16 protein-coding genes are annotated in these 23,301 nt (G+C 71.3%); 4 read left to right on the forward strand and 12 right to left on the reverse strand.

Going from position 1 to position 23,301, the window contains the following annotated elements:
- Nucleotides 1–82: 82 nt before the first annotated feature.
- From AB1K56_RS11620 to AB1K56_RS11645, 6 genes are all read right to left on the reverse strand, one after another.
- Nucleotides 83–883, reverse strand: coding sequence for an HpcH/HpaI aldolase/citrate lyase family protein (locus tag AB1K56_RS11620; RefSeq protein ID WP_371205765.1), 801 nt, complete (start codon nucleotides 881–883; stop codon nucleotides 83–85).
- Nucleotides 868–1,653: a fumarylacetoacetate hydrolase family protein gene (locus AB1K56_RS11625; protein WP_136587093.1), complete on the reverse strand. Its 786-nt coding sequence runs from the start codon at nucleotides 1,651–1,653 to the stop codon at nucleotides 868–870. The genes AB1K56_RS11620 and AB1K56_RS11625 overlap by 16 nt, the downstream gene beginning before the upstream one ends.
- A 259-nt stretch (nucleotides 1,654–1,912) precedes the next feature.
- Entirely contained in the window at nucleotides 1,913–3,091 is a 1,179-nt protein-coding gene (hpaD, locus tag AB1K56_RS11630) for a 3,4-dihydroxyphenylacetate 2,3-dioxygenase (protein WP_371205766.1), read from the reverse strand.
- 174 nt (nucleotides 3,092–3,265) lie between these two features.
- A complete protein-coding gene (hpaE, locus tag AB1K56_RS11635; protein ID WP_371205767.1) occupies nucleotides 3,266–4,786 on the reverse strand; it encodes a 5-carboxymethyl-2-hydroxymuconate semialdehyde dehydrogenase in 1,521 nt (506 codons plus the stop codon).
- Nucleotides 4,787–4,827: 41 nt separating this feature from the next.
- The gene (locus AB1K56_RS11640) at nucleotides 4,828–5,514 is read right to left on the reverse strand and encodes a GntR family transcriptional regulator (RefSeq protein ID WP_136587090.1); all 687 of its coding nucleotides are present in this window, start codon (nucleotides 5,512–5,514) and stop codon (nucleotides 4,828–4,830) included.
- Nucleotides 5,511–7,037, reverse strand: coding sequence for a fumarylacetoacetate hydrolase family protein (locus AB1K56_RS11645; protein WP_371205768.1), 1,527 nt, complete (start codon nucleotides 7,035–7,037; stop codon nucleotides 5,511–5,513). Before AB1K56_RS11645 ends, AB1K56_RS11640 begins: the two co-directional genes overlap by 4 nt.
- Before the next feature lie 117 nt (nucleotides 7,038–7,154).
- On the opposite strand from AB1K56_RS11645, the gene AB1K56_RS11650 reads away from it, so the two are divergent.
- Nucleotides 7,155–8,537 (forward strand): MFS transporter, encoded by a 1,383-nt coding sequence (locus tag AB1K56_RS11650; RefSeq protein ID WP_371205769.1) that lies wholly within the window; start codon nucleotides 7,155–7,157, stop codon nucleotides 8,535–8,537.
- A 195-nt stretch (nucleotides 8,538–8,732) separates the two neighbouring features.
- Here AB1K56_RS11650 and AB1K56_RS11655 read toward each other — a convergent pair whose 3' ends face one another.
- Together AB1K56_RS11655 and AB1K56_RS11660 are read right to left on the reverse strand one after the other, a co-directional pair.
- A complete protein-coding gene (locus AB1K56_RS11655; protein WP_371205770.1) occupies nucleotides 8,733–10,391 on the reverse strand; it encodes a thiamine pyrophosphate-binding protein in 1,659 nt (552 codons plus the stop codon).
- 202 nt (nucleotides 10,392–10,593) lie between these two features.
- Nucleotides 10,594–11,298, reverse strand: a complete 705-nt coding sequence (locus tag AB1K56_RS11660) for an IclR family transcriptional regulator (protein ID WP_371205771.1) — start codon at nucleotides 11,296–11,298, stop codon at nucleotides 10,594–10,596.
- Between the two features lie 96 nt (nucleotides 11,299–11,394).
- Here AB1K56_RS11660 and AB1K56_RS11665 point away from each other — a divergent pair, with 96 nt between their 5' ends.
- Nucleotides 11,395–13,239 (forward strand): FAD-dependent monooxygenase, encoded by a 1,845-nt coding sequence (locus AB1K56_RS11665; RefSeq protein WP_371205772.1) that lies wholly within the window; start codon nucleotides 11,395–11,397, stop codon nucleotides 13,237–13,239.
- A 322-nt stretch (nucleotides 13,240–13,561) separates the two neighbouring features.
- Nucleotides 13,562–15,034 (forward strand): NAD-dependent succinate-semialdehyde dehydrogenase, encoded by a 1,473-nt coding sequence (locus AB1K56_RS11670; protein WP_136587083.1) that lies wholly within the window; start codon nucleotides 13,562–13,564, stop codon nucleotides 15,032–15,034.
- 369 nt (nucleotides 15,035–15,403) lie between these two features.
- On the opposite strand, the gene AB1K56_RS11675 is transcribed toward AB1K56_RS11670, so the two are convergent.
- Nucleotides 15,404–16,843 carry a helix-turn-helix transcriptional regulator gene (locus AB1K56_RS11675; RefSeq protein WP_136587075.1) on the reverse strand — a complete coding sequence of 480 codons (1,440 nt, stop codon included), beginning with the start codon at nucleotides 16,841–16,843 and terminating at the stop codon, nucleotides 15,404–15,406.
- Between the two features lie 118 nt (nucleotides 16,844–16,961).
- Between AB1K56_RS11675 and AB1K56_RS11680 the strand changes: the two genes are divergently transcribed.
- A complete protein-coding gene (locus AB1K56_RS11680) occupies nucleotides 16,962–18,845 on the forward strand; it encodes a phosphoenolpyruvate carboxykinase (GTP) (RefSeq protein ID WP_371205773.1) in 1,884 nt (627 codons plus the stop codon).
- A 287-nt stretch (nucleotides 18,846–19,132) separates the two neighbouring features.
- On the opposite strand, the gene AB1K56_RS11685 is transcribed toward AB1K56_RS11680, so the two are convergent.
- The 3 genes from AB1K56_RS11685 to AB1K56_RS11695 all read right to left on the reverse strand — a co-directional run bounded on the left by AB1K56_RS11685 (nucleotide 19,133) and on the right by AB1K56_RS11695 (nucleotide 23,198).
- Nucleotides 19,133–21,001: an ABC transporter ATP-binding protein gene (locus AB1K56_RS11685; protein WP_371205774.1), complete on the reverse strand. Its 1,869-nt coding sequence runs from the start codon at nucleotides 20,999–21,001 to the stop codon at nucleotides 19,133–19,135.
- A 185-nt stretch (nucleotides 21,002–21,186) separates the two neighbouring features.
- On the reverse strand, nucleotides 21,187–22,638 hold the full coding sequence (locus AB1K56_RS11690) for an MFS transporter (RefSeq protein ID WP_371205775.1): 1,452 nt from the start codon (nucleotides 22,636–22,638) through the stop codon (nucleotides 21,187–21,189).
- Between the two features lie 206 nt (nucleotides 22,639–22,844).
- The gene (locus AB1K56_RS11695; protein WP_371205776.1) at nucleotides 22,845–23,198 is read right to left on the reverse strand and encodes a Fe-S protein; all 354 of its coding nucleotides are present in this window, start codon (nucleotides 23,196–23,198) and stop codon (nucleotides 22,845–22,847) included.
- Between the last annotated feature and the right edge of the window lie 103 nt (nucleotides 23,199–23,301).

The following is a 23,301-nucleotide window of genomic DNA, read 5'->3' on the forward strand; positions in this document are numbered from 1 at the left end:
CGGACGCACGCGTCCGGCCCCCTTCGCGTACCCCCGGCGGGGCGGGCGGAGTCTCAGCCGTTCGGCCCGCGCCTCCCCGCGCTCAGTAGCTGTCCCGGTCGCTCGCGCGACCGGTGACGAACCGCGCCGCCAACGCCTCCGAGGCCCGGGCGAGCAGCGCCACGTCTGCCCCCACCGCGACGAAGTCCGCCCCGGCGTCGAGGTAGGCCTCGGCCACCGCGGGATCGAAGGCGTTCACGCCGACCGGGGTGCCGGAATCCTTCGCGGCGGAGAAGACTCGGTGCACCGCGGCGACGACGTCGGGGTGCGCCTGTCGGCCCAGCAGGCCCATGGAGGCCGACAAATCGGAGGGGCCGACGAAGACGGCATCCACCCCCTCGACGGCCGCGATCTCGGCGGCGGCCGCGACTCCGGCGGTCGTCTCGATCTGCACCGTGAGCGACACGTGCGCGGACGCGTCGGCGAGGTAGTCGTCGACGCGGTTCCAGCGCGCACTGCGCGCGAGGGCGCTGCCCACTCCGCGAACGCCCGCGGGCGGGTAGCGCGTGGCGGCGACCGCGGCGCGGGCCTCGTCCGCCGACGAGATCATCGGCACGATGAGGTTCTGGGCGCCGACGTCGAGCACGCGCTTGATCGTCACGGGGTCGTTCCACGGCACGCGCACGACCGGGGTGACGGGGTAGGCGGCGGCGACCTGCAGCTGCGCGAGCACGGATTCCAGCGACGTCGCGGAGTGCTCCATGTCGAGCAGCAGCCAATCCAAGCCCGACCCCGCGGCGATCTCGGCGATCGTGGCGTTACCCGAGCAGACCCACATGCCGGCCAGTGCGCGATCGGATGCGGCGAGGGCGTCGCGGAACGTGGGGGTCAGACGAAGCGGCACGTGATCGTTCCCATCGGTCCGTAGTCGCAGAGCACCTCGTCGCCCTGCGACACCCACATCGGGCGCGTGAACGATCCTGCCAGGATGATCTCGCCCGCCTCCAGGCGCGCGCCGTGCTGGTGGAACTTGTTGGCAAGCCACGCGACACCGGTGGCGGGATGACCGAGGACGCCGGCGGCGACGCCGGTCTCCTCGATCTCGCCGTTGCGGCTCAGCACGCCGGGCACCCACCGCAGGTCGATCTCGTCGGGGCGCTTGCGCACCTCGCCGAGCACCATCGCGCCGTACGCGGCGTTGTCGCTGATGGTGTCGACGATCGTGCGGCCCTCGAGCTCGATGTGCGAGTTCAGCACCTCGAGCGCCGGCACGGCGTAGTCGATCGCGGCGAGGGCGTCGTCGAGCGTGCAGTCGGGACCCTCGAGCGGGGTCTTGAGCACGAACGCGAGCTCGACCTCGATCCGCACGTTCGAGAACAGTGCGACCGGGATCTCGTCGCCCGAGCGGTAGACGGTGTCGTCGAACATCACGCCGTAGTCGGGCTCGGTGATCCCCGTCGCCTGCTGCATGGCCTTGGAGGTCAGTCCGATCTTGCGGCCGACGAGCGTGCGACCCGCGGCGATCTGCGTATCGCGCCACCGGCCCTGGATCGCGTAGGAGTCCTCCACCGCGGCATCCGGGAATCTGGCCGTGATGCGCGGGATGACCGCGTGGGTGCGGTCGGCCTCGGCGAGCTCGGCCGCGATGGCGTCGATCTGTGCGTCGGTGAGCATGGGTTCCTCTCGGTGCGGCGGACACAACGCAGGAGATCGGCCGTGCCGCGAGCGGAATCGGCCGTTCCCGGCCCTTTCGCCGAATGGATCTCCTGCGTTGTGTCTCGGTGCGGTCGGTGCCGGCGGGCGCTCGCCGCCGGAGTCGGTGCGGGGGCCGGGCCGGACACGACGCAGGAGATCCCGCGTACGACGAGCGCGCCGAGGCGGCCACCCGCGGTGACGCGCTGAGAACTCCTGCGTTGTGTCACGGTGGGGAGGGTCAGAGCTGGTTGCCGAGCTTGAACTCGCCGGCGGAAGACGGGCCGGATGCCGCGGCCCCGGCGCCGACCTCCTCGGGGGCGCGCGTGTAGCTGAAGCCGTCGGCGCCGATCGTCACCGCCATCTCGCTGGAGTCCTCGCGGACTCGGACCGGCTGCGGGTTCCCGTCCAGGTCGAGCACGAGCGAGCCCTCGGTGTACCAGGAGGGGACGACGGGGTTGCCCCACCAGTCACGGCGCTGGTTGTCGTGCACGTCCCACGTGATGACGGGGTTGTCGGGGTCGCCGGTGTAGTAGTCCTGCGTGTAGATCTCGACGCGGTGGCCGTCGGGGTCGCGGAGGTACAGGTAGAACGCGTTCGAGACGCCGTGGCGTCCGGGGCCGCGCTCGATGGCATCCGATCGGCGGAGGGCGCCGAGCTTGTCGCAGATGGCGAGGATGTTGTGCTTCTCGTGCGTCGCGAAGCACACGTGGTGCATGCGGGGGCCGTCGCCGCCGGTCATGGCGGTGTCGTGCACGGTGGGCTTGCGGCGCATCCACGCGGCGTAGACGGTGCCCTCTTCGTCCTGGATGTCCTCGGTCACGCGGAAGCCGAGCGACTGCATGAAGTTCACCGCGCGCGGCACGTCGGGGGTGATCTGGTTGAAGTGGTCCAGGCGCACCAGCTCGCCGGGGATCTGCAGGTCGTAGCGCCACGACAGGCGCTCCTGGTGCTCGGTGTCGAAGAAGAACTCGTACGGGAAGCCGAGGGGGTCGACCACGCGGACGGAGTCACCGATGCCCTTCGTGAAGCCGTTCGGGGCGCGACGCACGTCGCAGCCGAGCTCCTCGTAGAACGCGACGGCCTTGTCGAGGTCGTCCGACGAGCGCACGCGGTACGAGAACGCCGCGACCGCGGCCACCGGGCCCTTGCGCAGCACGAGGTTGTGGTGGATGAACTCCTCGGTCGAACGGAGGTAGATGGCCTCGTCGTCCTCTTCGGTCACGTGCAGTCCCAGCACGTCGACGTAGAAGACCCGGGATGCCGCGAGGTCGGTGACCACGAGCTCCATGTAGGCGCAGCGGAGGATGTCGGGGGCCGGCGAGGTGGGGGTGGGGATCGGGTCGTCGGAGACGATCGGGGCCTCCTGGGTGACCCAGAACCCGGAGGAGGTCTTCTGTTCTTCGGTGTGCTTTGCCATTTCGCGTCCTTGCGTGGGGAGTCGGTGGGGGAGGGGCGGTGCGAGATCACACGATCGTCTCGAGAGCACCTGTTCTGCGGGGCGCGGGACGTGTGCGCTCGAGCCGAACGTGTGATCTCGCGGGGCGGCGGTGCCGCGGCGGGGCGCCGACGCGGCACCGCCGCCCCGCGCGGATCAGTGCGCCTGCGCCTTGCCGAACGTGGGGTTGTGGGCGGGGCCGAGCGTGATGTGAACGGCCTGCTGGTCGGTGTAGAAGTCGATCGAGCGGTAGCCGCCCTCGTGACCCAGGCCCGAGGCCTTCACCCCGCCGAACGGGGTGCGGAGGTCCCGGACGTTGTTGGAGTTCAGCCACACCATCCCCGCCTCGACGTTCTGCGCGAAGAGGTGCGCGCGCTTGAGGTCGTTCGTCCAGACGTAGGCGGCGAGGCCGTACTTCGTGTCGTTCGCCAGGGCGAGCGCCTCCTCGTCGGTGTCGAAGGGCGTGATGGCGACGACGGGGCCGAAGATCTCCTCCTGGAAGATGCGCGCGTCGGGGGCGACGTCGGCGAACACCGTGGGCCGCACGAAGTTGCCCTCGGGGAACTCCTCGGGCCGGCCGCCACCGGCGACCAGACGCCCCTCGGTCTTGCCGAGCTCGACGTACGACATCACCTTCGCGTAGTGCTCGGGGTGCACGAGCGCGCCGACCTCGGTCGCGGGGTCGTCGGGGAAGCCGACCTTCACGCGATCGGCCTGGGCGGCGTAGCGGGCGACGAAGTCGTCGTACACGGAGCGCTCGACGAGGATGCGGCTGCCCGCGGTGCAGCGCTCGCCGTTGAGCGAGAACACCCCGAAGATCGTCGCGTCGATCGCGGCATCCAGATCCGCGTCGGCGAAGACGATCGCGGGGCTCTTGCCGCCCAGCTCCATCGACAGCCCCTTCAGGAACGGCGCGGCGTTCGCGAAGATCAGCGACCCGGTGCTGCTCTCGCCGGTGAACGAGATGAGCGGCACATCGGGGTGCTTCACGAGCGCGTCGCCCGCGTCTTCGCCGAGGCCGTTGACGAGGTTGAACACGCCCTCGGGAAGACCCGCCTCCTCGAAGATGCCGGCCCACAGGGATGCCGACAGCGGCGTGAACTCCGCGGGCTTGAGCACGACGGTGTTCCCGGTCGCGAGCGCGGGGCCGAGCTTCCACGACTCGAGCATGAACGGGGTGTTCCACGGCGTGATGAGGCCGGCGACCCCGATCGGCTTGCGGTTGACGTAGTTGAGCTGGCGACCCGGCACCTTGAAGGCGTCGTCGGTCTGGGCGACGATCAGGTCGGCGAAGAAGCGGAAGTTCTCGGCCGCCCGGCGGGCCTGGCCCAGCGCCTGCGTGATCGGCAGCCCCGAGTCGAAGGACTCCAGCTCCGCGAGACGCTCGTCGCGCGACTCGACGAGGTCGGCGATGCGGTGCAGCACGCGCGAGCGCTCGCGGGGGAGCATGCGCGGCCACGGTCCCTCGGTGAAGGCCGTGCGCGCGGCGGCGACGGCGAGGTCGACGTCGGCTTTCTTGCCGGCCGCGGCCGCGACGTACGTCTCGTTGGTGACCGGGTCGAGCACGTCGAAGGTGTCGCCGTCGACCGAGTCGACGAACCGGCCGCCGATGTAGTGCTGGATGCGGGTGGGCAGGTCGGCCGGAATGCGCCGGGAGGAGGTGATCGGGGTGGTCATGGGAACTCCTTCGTTCGAGGACGGTGATGCCGGGGCCGGGATCAGGATGCGGGCAGGCCGAGCACCTCGTGCGGGTGCTCGTGGATGAGGTAGGCGTCGAGGGTCGCCGAGCGGTGACGCCGCGAGGCCTGCTCGATGTCGGAGAGCGGGGCGCCGCTCTCGATGAGGACGAGGATGCCCTCGTGCTCGCGCACCGACTCGGCGGCGCGGCCCGGGACGAAGCTGAACGTCGAGTCGCGCAGGTGCCCGAGGCGAGCCCACTCCGCCTGCACGAGCTCGAGCAGGCGGGGGTTGGCGCACCGGGCGAACAGGATCGCGTGGAACTCCTGGTTCAGCGCGGTGAACGCGCGCGGGTCGAAGTGCTCGAGGGTCTCGACCATGAGCGCGTTCACCTCGCGCGCGCGGCGCACGTCGTCGGCGGTCAGGGCGCGCGCCGACAGGGCGGTCGCCGCGCCCTCGAGCAGGCTGAGGGCCTGCATGCTGAAGCGGTAGGCGGTGTCGTCGACCATCGAGACGCGCGCGCCGACGTTGCGTTCGAACGTCACGAGGCCCTCGGCTTCGAGCTGACGGATCGCCTCGCGCACGGGCACGACGCTCATGTCGAGCTCCCGCGCGATCGAGCCGAGCACGAGCCGGTAGCCGGGGGTGAACTCCTGCGCGGCGATGCGCTGCTTGATCCAGTGGTACGCCTGCTGCGACTTGCTGGGGCTCTGCGCCGGAGTGGTCATCGCGTCCCCGTCTCGCTCTCGAACCGGGCGCGCCATTCCGCGTTCATCGGGAACAGTCCCTCGATCGGATGACCGGATGCCACCTGCGCGGCGATCCAAGCATCCTCTTCCTCCTGCGCGAGAGCGGCGTCGACCACCTCTTCGGCGATCGCGGGAGGGACGACGATCACGCCGTCGCCGTCGCCGACGAGGATGTCGCCGGGCTCGACCGTGGTGCCGCCGCAGCCGACGGCGACGTCGGTCTCCCAGGGCACGTGGCGTCGCCCGAGCACGGCCGGGTGCGGGCCGGCGGTGAAGACGGGGATGCCGACGGCGGCGACGGCCTCGGCGTCGCGCACCCCGCCGTCGGTGACGATGGCCGCCGCTCCCCGGGCGTGCGCGCGGATGGCGAGGATGTCGCCGAGCGTGCCGGAGCCGGTCTCGCCGCGCGCCTCGATGACGATGACCTCTCCCGCGCCGACCGCGTCGAAGGCGCGTTTCTGCGCGTTCTGCCCGCCGCCGCGCGCGGCGAAGAGGTCTTCGCGGTGGGGGACGAAGCGCAGGGTGCGCGCGGTGCCGACGAAGCGGCTGCCGGGGGTGAGGGCGTGCACGCCGTCGATCGTCACGTCGTTCAGGCCGCGCTTGCGCAGCTGCCCGCTGAGGGCGGCGACGGGGACGCGCTCGAGCTTCGCGCGCAGGGCGGGGGAGAGCGACGGGGCACCCGACACCGGATCCGCGGATGCCGCGGTGCCGCCGGCCGTCGCCGTTGCGGTCGACATCGCCGTCACGGCGGCCGCCGCCTCGGCGGAGCCCCACGCCTCGGTGCGCTGGGTGTCGTCCGCCGCGGGGAGGGAGCCGATCGTGGCGTCGAACGACCGATCGCCCTCGACCACCGTGGTGCGCAGGCGTCCGGTCGAGAGGGCGCCGGCATCCACCTGCACCTCGACGACCTGACCGGGCACGACGACCGAGGAGCCCGCGGGCGTCCCCGTGAGGATGACGTCTCCGGTCTCGAGGGTGAAGTGCTGTGACAGATCGGCGACGATCTGGGCGAGCGAGAAGATGAGCCCGGCCGTGGTGTCGTCCTGCACGAGCGCGCCGTCGACCCATGTGCGCAGGCGCAGCGCGGTCGGATCGGCCTCGCGGGCGTCGATCAGCGCGGGGCCGAGGGGGGTGTAGCCGTCGCCGCCCTTCGAGCGCACGTTGGAGCCCTTGTCGTTCGCGCGCAGATCGTAGAGACCGAAGTCGTTCGCGGCGGTGACGGATGCCACGTGCGACCACGCGGCATCCGGGGTCACCCATCGCGCGGGCTCGCCGATGACGAGGGCGATCTCGCCCTCGAACGCGAGGAGTTCGGTTCCGGCGGGACGCACGATCTCGGCGCCGGAGGGGGCGAGGGAGCTCGACGGCTTGAAGAAGTACGAGGGGGCGTCGGGACGACGGCCGCGCTGGTCGGCGCGCGAGGCGTAGGCGAGATGGACGGCCACGATCTTGCCCGGGCGGTCGCCGAGGGCGGCGAACCGGGGGTCGCTGGTGTCGGTCATGGATGCTCCCTTGCGTCGTATCTCAAATCGTATACGATGACGAACGCCCCAGCAATACATGCTTCGTCACCGACGACGACGTCCGGGGCGCGACGATGACGTCTCGAAGGAGCCCCCATGTCCCGTTCCCATCCGTCGGGTTTCACGCCCACCGGCACCATCTCGACCTCCGGCGACCGGCGCCGCGTGGTCTTCGCCACCGTCGTCGGCACCACCGTGGAGTGGTACGACTTCTTCCTCTACGCCTCGGCCGCCGGCCTCGTGTTCGGACAGCTCTTCTTCGGTCCGGCCGGACCCGGGATCGCGCAGATCCTGGCGTTCCTCACGGTCGGACTGAGCTTCCTGTTCCGCCCCCTCGGCGCCTTCCTCGCCGGGCACCTCGGCGACAAGTACGGCCGCCGCGTCGTGCTGATGATCACCCTGATCCTCATGGGCGCCTCCACCACCCTCATCGGCGTCCTGCCGACGTACGAGGCCATCGGGGTCGCGGCCCCCGTGCTGCTCATCCTGCTGCGCGTGCTGCAGGGCATCTCGGCCGGCGGGGAGTGGGGTGGCGCGGTGCTCATGGCCGTCGAGCACGCCCCCAAGGCCAAGCGCAGCCTCTTCGGCGCGTCGCCGCAGCTGGGCGTTCCCCTCGGCCTGCTGCTGGCGAGCGGCATGCTCGCGCTCATGGCGCTGATCGCCCCCGGCGACGCCTTCCTCGCGTGGGGCTGGCGCGTGCCGTTCCTGCTGTCGTTCGTGCTGATCCTGATCGGCTTCTACGTGCGCCGCAAGGTCGAGGAGAGCCCGGTCTTCGTCGAGCTCGCCGAGCGCAAGGAGAGGACCCGGATGCCGATCGTGCAGCTGTTCCGCACGCACGCTCTGCTCGTGCTGATCGCGGCCCTCGTCTTCGCCGGCAACAACGCCGTCGGATACATGACCACGGGCGGGTACATCCAGCGCTACGCGACCAATCCCGACGGTCCGGTGGGGCTCGCGACCGCCGACGTGCTCGGCGCGGTGACGATCTCGGCGGTGTCGTGGCTCGTCTTCACGTGGGTGGGCGGATGGATCGGCGACGTCATCGGCCGCCGCACCACCTATCTCGTCGGCTGGGCGGCGCTGCTGGTGGGCGTCTTCCTGCTGTTCCCGCTCGTGAACACCGCGAACGTCGCCCTGCTCACCCTCGGTCTCGTCGTTCTCACCGTCGGCCTGGGCCTCACCTACGGACCCCAGGCCGCGCTGTACGCCGAGCTGTTCCCGGCATCCATCCGCTTCTCGGGGGTGTCGATCTCGTACGCGCTCGGTGCGATCCTGGGCGGGGCGTTCGCGCCGACCATCGCCGAGGCGCTGGTCAAGCAGACCGGATCGACGATGTCGGTGACGTGGTACCTCGCGGGCATGGTCGTGCTCGGCGCGATCGCCACGCTGCTGCTGCGCGACCGCAGCGGCATCCCCCTCGGTCCGGATCACGAGGCCGAGCAGGCGGTCAGCCCGGTGCGCGGGCTGTCGAAGGTCTGAGTCGCACCCCTCACGGCCCCGTCGCGCTCCGGTGCGGCGGGGCCGTGAGGCGTGCCGGGTGACGGCGCCGAGGGTCGACGGCGCCGAGACGATGGCCGTGTCGGATTCCGGAGCCGAGCGTGCGCCGCCGCCATCCGCGTGCGCAACGTGGTGGATCGCGCCGATTTCTCCGGAGCCCGGCACGCCGGCCGCGCGTCAGCGCGCCGCGATCTCCTCCCAGAACGGGGCGACGACCGCGGCGCTCACACGCAGGTCGAGCAGCAGGAACCCCCGGTCCTCGGGCCCGCGGGCGACCCAGGATGCCAGGGCGTCGAGGTCGTCGACCGTCTCGACGACCACGCCCTCGGCGCCGAACCCCCGCGCGACGGCCGCGAAATCGACCTGGGGGATGAGCATCGGGTCGGGGTGAAGACCCTTGATGCCGTAGTTCAGGACCTCGGCGCCGTACTGCGCGTCGTTCCACACCACGGCGATGCCGCGGCCACCGGCGACGCGGATCGCCGTCTCGAGGTCGGCGAGGGCCATCAGGCCGCCGCCGTCGCCCGTGCTGAGCACGATCGCGGCGTCGGGGCGGGCGACCGCGGCGCCCGGGACGCTCGGGAAGCCCAGACCGATCGACTGGTATGCGGTGCCGACCATGAGCATGCGGTCGGGCGACTCGACCGGCCAGTACATGTTCGACCAGCCCATGAAGTGGCCGCCGTCGTGCACGACCACGCGGTCCTCGGGCAGCAGCTCGGCGAGGCGCGCCGCCGCCGTGCGGGGGTCGAGGCGGCCGTCGGGGCCCACCTCTCGACCGGCGGGCTGGCGCCGGGCGGCCCCGAGGTCGAGACCCGCTCCCCAGGTGGACGGCGACGATCCGCGCCCGCGGAGGCGTCGGGCGATCTCGCGGGCGACGTCGTCCGCGTCGCCCCGGACGAAGCCTCCGACGTGCGGGTGGGTCGCGGTCGGCGCGAGGTCGACCTGGAACACCCGCGCCCCCGGGGCGAAGAGCTCGCCGAAGCGCATCGTGAACTGGTTGAGCCCGGCGCCGAAGACGACCGCGACGTCGGCGTCGTGCACGAGCTGCATCGCTCCCGGCGCCCCGAACCCGCCGGCGACGCCGAGGTCGCGCGTCGGGTCGGAGAAGAGTCCGCGTCCCAGGGCGCTGGTGGTCGTGAGGGCGCCGGCGAGGGCGGCGATCTCGTCGAGGGTCGCTCCCGCGCCGGCGAGCCACGCGCCGCGCCCCCCGAGCAGGACCGGACGCTCGGCTGCGGCGAGGGCGTCGACGATCTGATCGATCACCCCGTCGGCGTACGCGTCGAGCGGGGGGTGCTCCGGGGTCACCCGGGGCTCCGCGCCCGGGGCCGCGGCATCCGGGATCTCTCCCGCGTCGCGGGTGGCGACGTCGTAGGGGATGCCGATGACGACCGGGAGCCGATAGGTGAGGGCGTGCTCGATCGCGATGACGATGGTCGCGGCCGCGTCGCGGTGTCCGACCGTGTACGTGCGGGCGCCGACGGCGGCGGCGAGGGCGATCTGATCGACGCCCCACGGGCGCGGGCCCGAGGTGGGCTCGTCGCCGACGATCAGCACGAGCGGCGTGCGCGCCTGCACCGCCTCGGCGAGAGCCGTGAGCGTGTTCGTGAACCCGGCGCCGTAGGTCGCGGTCGCGGCGGCGATGCGCCCGCACGCGCGGTAGTGCGCGTCGGCGGCGACCACACCGGCGGCCTCGTGGCGCACGGCGACGAATCCCGCGGGGGTGTCGCGGCCGAGGGCGTCGAGGAAGTAGGCGTTTCCGTTGCCCATGACGCCGAAGACGGTGTCGAGGTGGCGGGCGAGGGTGTGCGCGACGTGCGCGGAGACGGTGGGCATGACGAAGGGACCTTTCGAGACGGAGACGGAGGAATGCCGTATGTGTCTCGCGGGAAGCCGCTACGTGCCCTTTTTTCGAGCAGCGACGCACGACCGCGTGCGCCTGACGGGATCGAGTATAGGGGCGCGAGTCGCCACTTCTTGACGCTTCAGCAGGTGGTGAGGCCACAAAAGATGGCGACTCGCGCGGATGGGGTGGCGGTCACAGTGCCCCGCGGATCGCCTCGGCGGCGGCGGTCAGTCGCGCTGCGATCGCGGCGTCGTCGAGGGCGGTGGCCACGTGCACGGCGGCGACCGCGGCGGGCTCGCGGCCCTGCACCGGCAGCGGCACGGCGACCGCGCGCAGCGAGGGGACCACCTCGTCGTGGCTGGTCGCCCACCCGCGTTCGCCGGCCTCGGCCACCTCGGCCGCGAGGCGCGCGTCGACGGCGTCGGGCCACCGGCGCGGGGGCAGCTGCGCCAGGATCGCCCGTCCGGGGGCTCCTCGCGTGACGGGATGCCGCGCCCCCGGCCGCTGCGCCACGGCGGTCACGGCGTGCCGGGGCTCGACGCTGGTGAGGGTCACGCATTCGTCGTGGTCGAGGACGACGAGGAAACAGGTCATGCCCAATTCGTTCGCCGCGGCGGTGAGTTCGGGCAGGGCCTCCGCCTGCAGGTCGGCGGCCACTCCCGCGGCCAGTGCGGCGAGTCCCGTTCCCAGGCGCACGGCGCCCGCGGCATCCCTCGTCACCAGTCCGTGGTCTTCGAGCGTGCGCAGCAGGCGGTAGGCGACCGAGCGGTGCAGGTCGACGCGGGCCGCGAGGTCGTCGATCGAGAGCGGCGAGCGGGCGTCGGCCAGCTCTTCGAGGAGGCGGATGCCGCGACTGAGGGTCTGCGAGGCCGGGGCGGCGTCTTGCCGTGACGACATGGGTCGACTAGCCTCTCGTTCGATAGCTGAACGTCGCGTTCGAATATAGAACAGCAAATGCGGCGGCGCAACCCGACATCGACGTCAGGAGAAACGATGCAGTTCCACCACCACGGCTACGTCTCGGGCGACCCGCGCGTGCAGAACGCCGCGGGCACGGGTCTCGATCGGCCCGCCGAACTGCCCGACGAGGTCGACGTGCTCATCGTCGGCTCAGGGCCCGCCGGCATGCTGCTCGCCGCGCAGATGTCGCAGTTCCCCCAGCTCACGACGCGCCTCATCGAGAAACGCGACGGGCGGCTCGCGCTCGGGCAGGCCGATGGCATCCAGCCCCGCAGCGTCGAGACGTTCCAGGCGTTCGGCTTCGCCGACCGCATCACCGCCGAGGCCTACAACATCGGCTGGATGAACTTCTGGGCCCCCGATCCCGAGAGCCCCGATCGCATCGTGCGCACCAGCCGCACCGAGGACTACGGCTACAAGATCAGCGAGTTCCCGCACCTCATCGTCAACCAGGCGCGCGTGCTCGACTACTTCGCCGAGGCGGCGGCGCACGGACCGGCGCGGATCACCCCCGACTACGGTGTCGAGTTCCTCGGCCTCGAGGTGCGCGCCGACGACGTCGAGGTGCGGGTGAGCACCGCCGACGGCGAGCGCACGATCCGCGCGCGGTACGTCGTGGGCTGCGACGGAGCCCGCAGCGGCGTGCGTCAGGCGATCGGCCGCACGCACGTGGGCGCCGCCGCGCGCCACGCCTGGGGGGTGATGGACGTGCTCGTCGAGACCGACTTCCCCGACTGGCGCATCAAGTGCGCGATCAACGCGGCGGCCGGGAACATCCTGCACATCCCGCGCGAGGGCGGCTACCTCAGTCGCATGTACATCGACCTGGGCGAAGTGGCCGCCGACGACGACCACCGCGTGCGGCAGACCCCGATCGAGGAGGTCATCCGTCGGGCGAACGAGATCCTCCACCCGTACTCGATCGACGTGAAGCAGGTCGCCTGGCACAGCGTCTACGAGGTGGGGCACCGGGTGACCGACCAGTTCGTCGACGACCTCGAGAGCCCCCGCGTCTTCCTCACCGGCGACGCCTGCCACACGCACAGCGCGAAGGCCGGGCAGGGCATGAACGTCTCGATGCAGGACGGGTTCAACCTCGGATGGAAGCTCGGCCACGTGCTCACCGGCCTCGCTCCCGCCGAGCTGTTGCGGTCGTACGACGCCGAGCGCCGCCCGGTCGCGCAGCAGCTCATCGACTTCGACCGCGAATGGTCCTCGCTCATGGCCCGCAAGCCCGGCGAGATCACCGACCCCGCCGAACTCGCGACCTACTACCTCGCCACCGCCGAGTTCCCCTCCGGTTTCGGAACGCACTACGCCCCCTCGCGGATCGTCGCGGGCGATGCGGCGCAGGAGCTGGCATCCGGGTTCCCCGTCGGCAAGCGCTTCCAGAGCGTCGAGGTCGTGCGGGTGTGCGACGGCAACGCCGTGCACCTCGGCCATCACGCGAAGGCCGACGGGCGGTGGCGGATCTATGCCTTCGCGGATGCCGACGGCTCGGCGCTGCGGGAGTGGGCATCCGAGGCGCAGGAGATCGTGGAGCGCTTCACCCCCGCGGGAGCCGACCTCGACGCCGTGTTCGACGTGAAGGCGGTCTTCCCCGGGCGCTGGGAGGACGTCGTCGACGTGCCGGCGCTGTTCCGCCCGCGCTCGGGGCCGCTCGGCCTGACCGACCTCGAGAAGGTGTTCGCCGCCGCCCCTTCGGCCTGGACGAGCAGCGACATCTTCGCCGAGCGCGGCATCGGCGCCGAGGGGGCGGTGGTGGTCGTGCGTCCGGATCAGTACGTGGCGCACGTGCTGCCCCTCGACGACCCGCAGGGGCTCGAGCGGTTCCTCGTCGGCGTGATGGCGGTGCCCGCGGTCGCCCCGGCGAGCTGACGCGTCCGGTGTCGCTTCGCCCGCCCGGAAACCCGCGATAAACGCCGATTCTCGCGAGACACGGTGCCTTGTCGCGTTTCTGGCCAGGAAGAGCGTTTTCGGGGCGCGGCGCGGTGCGGGCCGGCCCGGCGCGGCCTGTCGCGGCCCGGCTCGGTGCGGCACAGCTCGGCGCCCCACCGGTCGCGCCGACGCTCGCCCGCGTCGCAACCACCCCGTCCGTGGCGGCGACGCGGCTGTCCGCTTTATACACGACGTATATCGGTCCCGCACCGCGGGCTGAGCAGAATGGCGGGGAACCCCGCACACCGATCCAGGAGGACCCATGACCGATTCACGCGAGAGCGAGCTGCTGGCATCCGTACCCACCGGCCTGTTGATCAACGGGGAGTGGCGCAGCGCCGAGGCCGGCAAGACCGTCGCCGTGAACGACCCCGCCACCGGTGACGTGCTGCTCGAGATCGCCGACGCGTCGATCGACGACGGCGTCGCGGCGATGGATGCCGCGGCCGACGCCTTCCCGTCGTGGGCGGCCACGCCGTCGCGCGAGCGCGCCGAGATCCTGCGCCGCGCGTTCGACCTGCTGCAGGAGCGCAAGGAGGACATCGCGCTGCTCATGACGCTCGAGATGGGCAAGCCCCTCGCCGAGGCGCGCGGCGAGGTCGGCTACGGCGGGGAGTTCCTGCGCTGGTTCAGCGAGGTCACCGCCCACACCCAGGGTCGCTACGGTGCGAACCCCGAGGGCACCGGCCGCATGATCGTCTCGCAGCACCCCGTGGGTCCCTGCTACCTCATCACCCCCTGGAACTTCCCCCTCGCGATGGCGACCCGCAAGATCGCCCCCGCGCTCGCCGCCGGCTGCACGGTCGTCATCAAGCCGGCCACGCTCACGCCGCTGACGACGCTGTTCTTCGCGCAGATCCTGCAGGATGCCGGTCTCCCCGCCGGTGTCGTCAACGTCGTCACCACCACGAACACCGGTCCGGTATCGGAGCGCATCATCTCCGACCCGCGCCTGCGCAAGCTCTCGTTCACCGGTTCCACCCCGGTGGGCGTCAAGCTCCTGCAGCAGGCCGCGCCGGGCGTGCTGCGCACCTCGATGGAGCTCGGCGGCAACGCCCCCTTCGTCGTGTTCGACGACGCCGACCTCGACAAGGCGGTCGAGGGGGCGATGCTCGCGAAGTTCCGCAACATCGGCCAGGCCTGCACCGCCGCCAACCGCTTCATCGTGCAGCGCAGCGTCGTCGAGGAGTTCACGCGCCGTGTCACCGAGCGGGTCCAGGGCATGAAGATCGGCCGCGGCACCGAGGAGGGCGTGCAGATCGGACCCCTCATCGACGACCGCGCCGTCGACAAGGCCAAGACCCTCGTCGGGGATGCCGTCGAGCGCGGCGCGACCGTCACGACCGGCGGATCGCCCATCGACGGACCCGGAACGTTCTTCGAGCCCACCGTGGTGTCGGACGTGCAGCCGGGCAGCGACATCCTCCGCGAGGAGATCTTCGGACCCGTGCTGGCGATCATCCCCTTCGACGACGAGGACGACGCCGTTCGCCTCGCCAACGACACCGAGTACGGCCTCGTCTCGTACGTCTTCACCGAGTCGCTCGCCCGCGGTCAGCGCATGATCGACAAGCTCGAGACCGGGATGATGGGCCTCAACGTCGGCGTCGTCTCCAACGCCGCCGCCCCCTTCGGCGGCTGGAAGCAGTCGGGCCTGGGCCGCGAGGGCGGCGACGAGGGCATCCACGAGTACCTGCAGACGAAGTACACGCTGACGGCCAACCCGTACGCCTGACCGGGCCGCAGAAGACACCGGATGCCACGACCCCGGCGCCCCGCGAGGGCCCGGGGTCGTGGCATCCGTCGTCCCGTCCGGCGTCGATCGACACAACGCAGGAGATTCTGCCCTCCGGTGGTCCATCCGGCGCCGTGCGGGCCCTCAGCGTTTGGAACTCCTGCGTCACGTCTGCCTACGCGGGCGAAGGTCGCGGGCCGGCGGTGCTCGGCCCCTCCGCGGCCGCGCCGTCCCTACGGCGCCGTTCCGCGACACAACGCAGGAAACTGTGCCCTCCGGTGGCCCATCGGGCCCCGTGGGTGCCCTTGTCGGGGGAAACTCCTGCGTCGTGTCGACGGAGGCCGAACGCGCAACGCCCCGGGCCCGGCCTCAGCCGTCCGCGTGGCGATCGAGGAACGAGAAGACCTCCGCGTCGTCGACGCCCGGGAACATTCCGCGGGGGAGCGGAGAGAACATGTGCCGGTGCACGCGCGCGCTCGGCCAGGCCTTGCCCTGCCAGCGCTCGGCGGCCTCGGTGTCGGGGCGGCGGCAGCAGGACTCGTCGGGACAGTGCGAGACGCCGCGCTTGGGGGTCTCGCGCCCGCGGAACCATCGCGCGTCGTCGAAGGGCACGCCGACCGTGATCGAGAAGTCGCCGTCGCTCGTCGTCCCGGTCTGGGTGGAGCACCAGAACGTTCCGGCGGGGGTATCGGTGTACTGGTAGTGCTCGGTGGTGCGGTTGTGCTCGGCGAAAGCGGAGCGCGCCGAGAACTTCTTGCACACGACCTGGCCCTCGACGCTGCCGGTGACGTCGGTGGGCAGGGGGAGCCCGTCGTTCTCGTAGACGCGCGAGATCGCCCCGTCGCCGTCGACGCGCAGGAAGTGCAGACGGATGCCGAGATGCGTCGTCATGAGGTTGGTCATGCGCATCGCGGCGGCTTCGTGCGTGACGCCGAACGCGTCGCGGAAGTCCTCGACGGCGAGGTTCTTGTCCTTCTTCGCCTGCGCGAGGAACGACATCGCGCTCGTCTCGGGCATGAGGCAGCACGCCGCGTAGTAGTTGATCTCGAGGCGCTGCTGCAGGAAGTCGGCGTAGTCGGTGGGCGGGCGGTGGCCGAGCAGGCGGTGCGCCATGGCCTGCAGGGCCATCGATCGCAGGCCGTGGCCTCCCGGGATGGAGGCCGGGGGGAGGTAGATGCGCCCGTTCTCGAGGTCGGTGACCGAGCGCGCCGAATGGGGGAGGTCGCTGACGTAGATGAGTTCGAACCCGAGCTGCTCGGCCATGATGCTCACCGTGCGGTGGGTGAGCGCCCCGGTGGAGTGCCCCGCGGCTTTCAGCTGCTTCTCGGCCAGTCGCTCGATGTCGGGCAGGTGGTTGTCGATCTCGCGCATGCGCAGACGCAGCTCGGTGTTGGCGCGGCGTGCCTCCTCGGGGCTCGCGATCGTCGCGCGCTCGCGGCGCTGCAGTTCGCGGTGCAGCCCCAGCACGGCTTCGATCGTCTCGTCGCTCGTGCCCTTGGTGACCTTGACCGGCGGGATGCCGAGCTGTCGGAAGAACGGGGACGTCTGAGCCTTCTCGAGCTCGATCTCGAGCGCGGCCCGCCGGTTCGGGGGTTCGCGCGAGAGCAGCTCGGTGACCTCGGTCTCGGTCGCGCGGGCGATCTCCTGCAACAGCGAGAGCTTGGGCTCGCGCTTGCCGTTCTCGATGAGGCTGAGCTGACTGCCCGCCACGCCGACCAGGGCGCCCAGTTCGTCGAGGGTGTACCCCCGCGCGAGGCGGTGATGCCGGATGCGATGACCGAGCGTGGTCAGTTCGAACGACGAAGCCATTCCTTGACCATATCGAAAGAATCGGATTTTTTACATCAAAGGACGCGGGAAAATCCTCGTTCAAGGCCCTCAAGATGGGGGAAGACCACCGATTTCGCTCTCAACCGAGGAGAACGACATGGCACTCGCCGACATCTTCGCCCCCCGCTCCACCGGCCGCGCCGCCGCGGCCCCCGCCGCCCGCCCCGGATACGGCGTGAAGCCGGCCGTCGAGGGCCCGGGGCTCGCCGCCCTCACCGCCTGGGTCGACCAGGTCGCCGCTCTCACGCAGCCCGAACGCATCCACTGGGTCGACGGCTCCGCCGCCGAGAACGACGCGCTGCTGCGCGAGATGGTCGACGAGGGCAAGCTCATCAAGCTCAACCCCGAGTGGCGTCCCGGCTCCTACCTCGCCCGCTCCCACCCCGGCGACGTCGCCCGCCTGGAGTCGCGCACCTACATCGCCTCCGAGCGCGAGGAGGACGCGGGACCGACGAACAACTGGATCGCCCCGGCCGAGATCCGCGAGACGCTGAACGGCGTGTTCGAGGGGTCGATGCGCGGCCGCACGATGTACGTCGTCCCGTTCTCGATGGGCGCCGTGGGCGGCCCCCTCAGTCACATCGGCGTGCAGATCACCGACAGCGCCTACGCCGTGGCATCCATCGGTGTGATGACCCGCGTCGGCACCGCCGTCACGCAGCAGATCGCGAACGGTGCGCCGTGGGTCAAGACCGTGCACTCGGTGGGTGCGCCCCTCGCTCCCGGTCAGGACGACGTCGCCTGGCCGTGCAACGACGAGAAGTACATCGTGCACTTCCCCGACACCCTCGAGGTGTGGTCGTTCGGCTCGGGTTACGGCGGTAACGCGATCCTGGCGAAGAAGTGCTTCGCGCTGCGCATCGCCTCGGTCATCGGTCGTGACGAGGGCTGGCTCGCCGAGCACATGCTGCTCATCCGCGTGATCGACCCGAAGGGCAAGGCCTACCACGTCGCCGCGGCGTTCCCCTCGGCCTGCGGCAAGACCAACCTGGCGATGCTCCGCCCGACGATCCCCGGCTGGCGCGTCGAGACGCTCGGCGACGACATCACCTGGATCCGCCCCGGCGAAGACGGACGCCTGTGGGCGATCAACCCCGAGGCGGGCTTCTTCGGCGTCGCCCCCGGAACCGGCGAGTCGACCAACGTCACCGCGATCGAGACGCTGTGGGGCAACACGATCTTCACGAACGTCGCCCTGCGCCCCGACGGCGACGTGTGGTGGGAGGGCCTGACCGACGAGGCGCCGCCGCACCTCATCGACTGGGAGGGCAACGATTGGACGCCCGCGTCTGGCCGCCCCGCCGCCCACCCGAACTCGCGCTTCACCGTCGGAGCCGCCCAGTGCCCGCAGATTGCGGAGGACTGGGAGGCCCCCGAGGGCGTCCCGCTCGACGTCATCCTGTTCGGCGGTCGCCGCGCCACGAACGTCCCGCTCGTGCTCGAGGCCACCGACTGGTCGCACGGCGTCTTCCTCGGCTCGACCGTGTCGAGCGAGAAGACCGCGGCGCAGGAGGGCACGGTCGGCGAGCTGCGTCGCGATCCCTTCGCGATGCTCCCGTTCTGCGGCTACAACATGGGCGACTACTTCGGCCACTGGCTGAAGGTCGGCCAGAAGCTGCGCTTCGACCGCGCGCCCCGCATCTTCCAGGTCAACTGGTTCCGCAAGGGCGACGACGGCCGCTTCCTGTGGCCCGGGTTCGGCGACAACGCCCGCGTGATCGACTGGATCATCCGCCGCGTCGACGGACAGGTGGATGCCGTGGACAGCCCGATCGGACGCCTGCCGCGTACGGAAGACCTCGACCTGACGGGCCTCGACCTGCCCGCCGCCGACCTCGACGAGCTCTTCGCGATCGACCGCGACTCGTGGCTCGCCGAGGCCGACCTCACGGAGGAGTTCTACGACACCTTCGGCTCCCACCTGCCGGCCGCCCTGCGCGCCGAGCTCGCGTCGCTGCGCTACCGCCTGCAGCGCGCCTGAGACCGGCTCGCCCCCGCGCCGTGTCGCGCCGCGGGGCGAGCCCTGGAATCGACGCCCCTCCCGTTCTTGGCGCGCGGGAGGGGCGTCGGTGCGTTCCGGGAGGGCGAGCGCGAGACGGCATCCCGCCGACGACTCGGCGCCGCGCTGCGGCCGAGATGTCAGCCGGATGCGGTCTCGCGCGGCACGTGGGCGCGGCGCGGCGCCCGCGCGGGCCGGTGCGCTGACCGGCGGTGCGCTGAGCGGCGGCACGCGGGCCGACGGCGGGCGCGGCGGCGCGCGCTCGACGGCTACACCAGCAACTGGTGCTTCGCCAGGTCGCGGTACAGGGGAGTGGATGCCACGAGCTCGCTGTGCGTGCCCTGGCCGACGACGCGGCCGTTCTCGAGCACGACGATCAGGTCGCTGTCGACGACGGTCGACAGGCGGTGCGCGATGACGAGCAGCGTGCGGCCCGTCGCCACGGCGTCGATCGCCTCGCGCATGCGCTGTTCGTTCACCCCGTCGAGCGACGAGGTCGACTCGTCGAGCAGCAGCACGGGAGGTGCGGCCAGCAGAGCCCGCGCGATCGCGAGACGCTGACGCTCCCCGCCCGAGAGCATCACGCCGTCTTCACCGACCGGGGCATCGACGCCGAGCGGGTTGCGCTCGAGCACGTCGCCGAGGTTCACTTCGCGCAGCACGCGCTCGCAGTCGGCGTCGGAGGCGTCGGGCGAGGCCAGTCGCAGATTGTCGGCGATCGTGCCGGCGAGGGTGGGAGCGTCCTGTTCGACGTAGCCGAAGCGCGCGCGCAGGTCGTCGCGGGGGAGGTCGCGCGCGTCGACGCCGTCGACGAGGATCGCTCCGGCGGTCGGGTCGTAGAACCGCTCGACGAGCGCGAGGATCGTGCTCTTCCCCGCCCCCGACGGTCCGACGAGGGCGACCCGCGCCCCGCGCGGCACGGTGAACGACACTCCGCGCAGCACCTCGTGGTCGGTCTCGGCGGGCGCCGGTTCGGTCGTATCGAGGTGCGCCCCGACGAGCACCGAGCGCGCTTCCGCGGCTGCCGCCTCGCGCGCCTTGACGACGTGTTCGGGGTAGCGGAAGCGCACGTCCTGGAAGACGATCGCCGCGGCATCCGGAATCGCCGCCGACCCGGCGGGCCGGTCGTCGTCGTCTTCGAGGGGAAGGTCGAGCACTTCCTGGATGCGCCCGAGCGCGCCGAGCGCCTGGTTCACCGACGTGATCGCCCCGATGGCCGAGGCGAGGGGTTGGACGAGCAGGAAGAGGAAGATCACGAACGTCACCAGGGAGGCGACGTCGATAGCCCCGGATGCCACGCGATAACCGCCGACGCCGAGCACGACGAGCAACGACACCTGCAGGGCCACGAACGCGACCGGGACGATCAGCGCCGAGACCCGCGCGATGCGCACCCCCGCGGCGTAGGCCGCGGTGGCGTTCTCGGTCACGGCGGTAATCTCGCGCTCGGTCGCACCCGCGGCGCGGATCGTGCGGATCGAGCCCACGGCCCGCTCGACGCCCGACGACAGCTCGCCGACCTTGGCCTGCTGGTCGGCGGATGCCGCGCGGATGCGGGTGCTGAGCACGACGACGAGCGCGAGCGAGGCGCCCACGACCACGACGATCAGCCCGAGCAGGAGGGGGTCGATGAAGGCCATCGCGATCACGGCGCCGACGAGGATGAGGGCGTTGCCGACGGCATCCGCGAATCCCTGGGTGAGGACGGCGTAGAGCAGCGTGGTGTCGGTACCCACGCGCGAGACGAGGTCGCCCGTGCGCCGCGCGTCGAATTCGCTGACGGGCAGTCGCAGGATGCGCGCGATCAGGCGGCGTCGCGACGAGTAGACCACCGCCGTGCCCGTGCGCTGCAGCAGGTAGTGCTGGAAGCCGGAGATCACCGACGACAGCACGACGAAGGCGACGAGCAGCCAGACCAGGGCGCCGAGGGGCACCGCGTTCTGCACGCGCGTGATGACCTGGCCGACCAGCAGCGGCTGCGCGAGCGTCGCCGCCGCCCCCAGCACGCTCAGCACCGCGACCACGGCGAGCGTGCGCTTGTGCTCGAGCAGGAACGGCAGCAGTTGACGGAACGATGCGCGCGGACCGTCGGCGGGGCGGCGGCCGCGCCGACCGCGCGCGGGAGCGGGTGAAGACATGCTCATCCTCGGGAGAAGAATCGGGGTACTCCGACCGTACCTTCCGTGGCTGTGCGGGTCGCCCGCGCGACGTCGCGTGGGGGAGAACCCGCGCCGGAGCACCGGTGGGGAGGAGGGGTGCGTCCCGGAACGACGGATGCCACGAGGCCGGGGCCCCGTGGCATCCGTCGTCGAGACGACCGGCGTTACGGTGCCGTCGCCCCCGCGGCGATGTTGTCGTCGTAGTCGACGTCCTTGGTCTCGGGCGAGAGCACGAGCGCGACGAGGGTCAGCACGCCCATCGCCGACAGGTAGACCCCGACGAGCCAGGGGTTGCCGTCGCCCGCGGCCCACAGCGCCACGGCGACGATCGGGGCCAGCGCGGCGCCGAGGATCGACGAGACGTTGTACGAGATCGCCGAGCCGGTGTACCGCGTGTTCGTCGGGAACAGCTCGGGCAGCACGGCGCCCATCGGGCCGAAGGTCGATCCCATGAGCAGGAACCCGATGATGAGGAACGCCTGCACGTACACGCGGGTGAGCGTCGCGTCGGCCTGGGGCAGCAGGAAGAACGCGAAGGTGAGACCGAAGACGATGATCGCCGTGGTCACCACGATGAGCAGGCGCTTGCGTCCGAAGCGGTCGGCGAGGGGGCCCGACAGCATCGTGAAGACGCCGAAGAACACCACGCCGATGATCTGCATGATGACGAAGTCCGTGTATCCGAATCCGAGGCCCGGCACGTACGCGGCGGCGTCGAACGCGGTCCCGGCCTTCTCCGCGGCGGCGGCGGCGCCCTCGGCGGTCGGCTTGGTGCCGTACGACAGCGTGAAGCTCGTCATGAGGTAGAAGAGCACGTAGGTCGCCAGCATGATGAACGTGCCGAGGATCAACTGCTTCCAGTTGCGGCGGATGACCTCGCCGAGCGGGAACTTGCGGATCACGCCGCTCTTCTCCGCCTTCGCGAACGACTCGCTCTCGACGAGCCGCAGGCGCACCCAGAGGCCCACGATGACCATCACGGCCGAGAACAGGAAGGGTACGCGCCAGCCCCAGGCGAGGAACTCCGCCGAGCGCTGCGCCGTGCCGTCCGGGTGCGGCAGCGCGAAGTTGATGATGAGGAAGATGCCGTTGGCGATGATGAAGCCGATGGGGGCACCCAGCTGCGGGAAGGTGCCGAACAGCGCGCGCTTGCCCTTCGGGGCGTTCTCGGTCGCCACCAGCGCCGCGCCCGACCACTCGCCGCCGAGGGCGAAGCCCTGCGCGAGACGCATGATCAGCAGCAGGATCGCCGCCCAGACGCCGATCTCGTTGAACGTCGGCAGCAGACCGATGAGGAAGGTGGCGACACCCATCGTCAGCAGGGATGCCACGAGGGTGGCCTTGCGACCGAAGCGGTCGCCGAAGTGACCGAAGACGACGGCGCCGAGGGGGCGCGCGACCATGGCGGCGCCGAAGACGCTGAACGACAGCAGCAGCGAGGTGGTCTCGTTGCCGGTCGGGAAGAAGAGGATCGGGAAGACGAGCACGGCCGCGGTCGCGTACGCGTAGAAGTCGTAGAACTCGATCGTGGTGCCGATGAGGCTCGCGGTGATGACGCGCGAGCGGGGATTGGCCGGAGCCGGGGCCTGACGAGTGGAGGGGGATGACGTGGTCATGACTGCCTGACGGGAAGATTCTTCGTTCGCGTCCGGGGTGGGGCGCAGCGGTGGCACGCAGCGGTCACGGGGGTGGTGGTGAGAGAGCGCACGGGCGGGGGCACCGGGGCGACGTCCCCGAGTGAGGGGCGTCCAGACCCTCCAGTCTATGCGCTAGCTGAACGCGCTCCGTCCCGCGCGCGCATCTCGCGGGGACGGGGCGACCGTCAGTGCCAGATGACCGCGAGGCCGGCGTTGAGCAGGGCCAGGATGCCGATGGGCCAGAAGATCGCGGGGGAGAGCGAGCCGGTGCGCTTCTGGCGGGCCGAACCGATGCCCAGCAGAGCGCCGATCACGAGCAGCACAACGAGCTTGATGCCGATCTTGGCGTAGTTGAGGTCGTGGTCCAGGCCCCACGGCGCCGAGAGGGCGAGTCCCGTGACGAGCGAGATCACGATCGCGTAGTTCATCAGCGGCGTGACGCGCACGCGTCGGGCGACCGCCTCGACGACCCACGCGCCGAAGAGGATGGCGAAACCGACGAGGTGGACGAGGACGACGACGCTGCGCAGGATCTCCATACCCGCCAGGGTAGGGATGCCGCGGGTGCGCCGCCAGCAAGGAGGGCCTCACCCCGCGCGCCGACCCCGGTGGCTTCGACAGGCTCGGCCGCCTCCGTCCCGG

This window comes from Microbacterium sp. BWR-S6Y, assembly GCF_041379845.1.
In the GTDB taxonomy this organism is placed as follows: Bacteria; Actinomycetota; Actinomycetes; order Actinomycetales; family Microbacteriaceae; genus Microbacterium; species Microbacterium hydrothermale.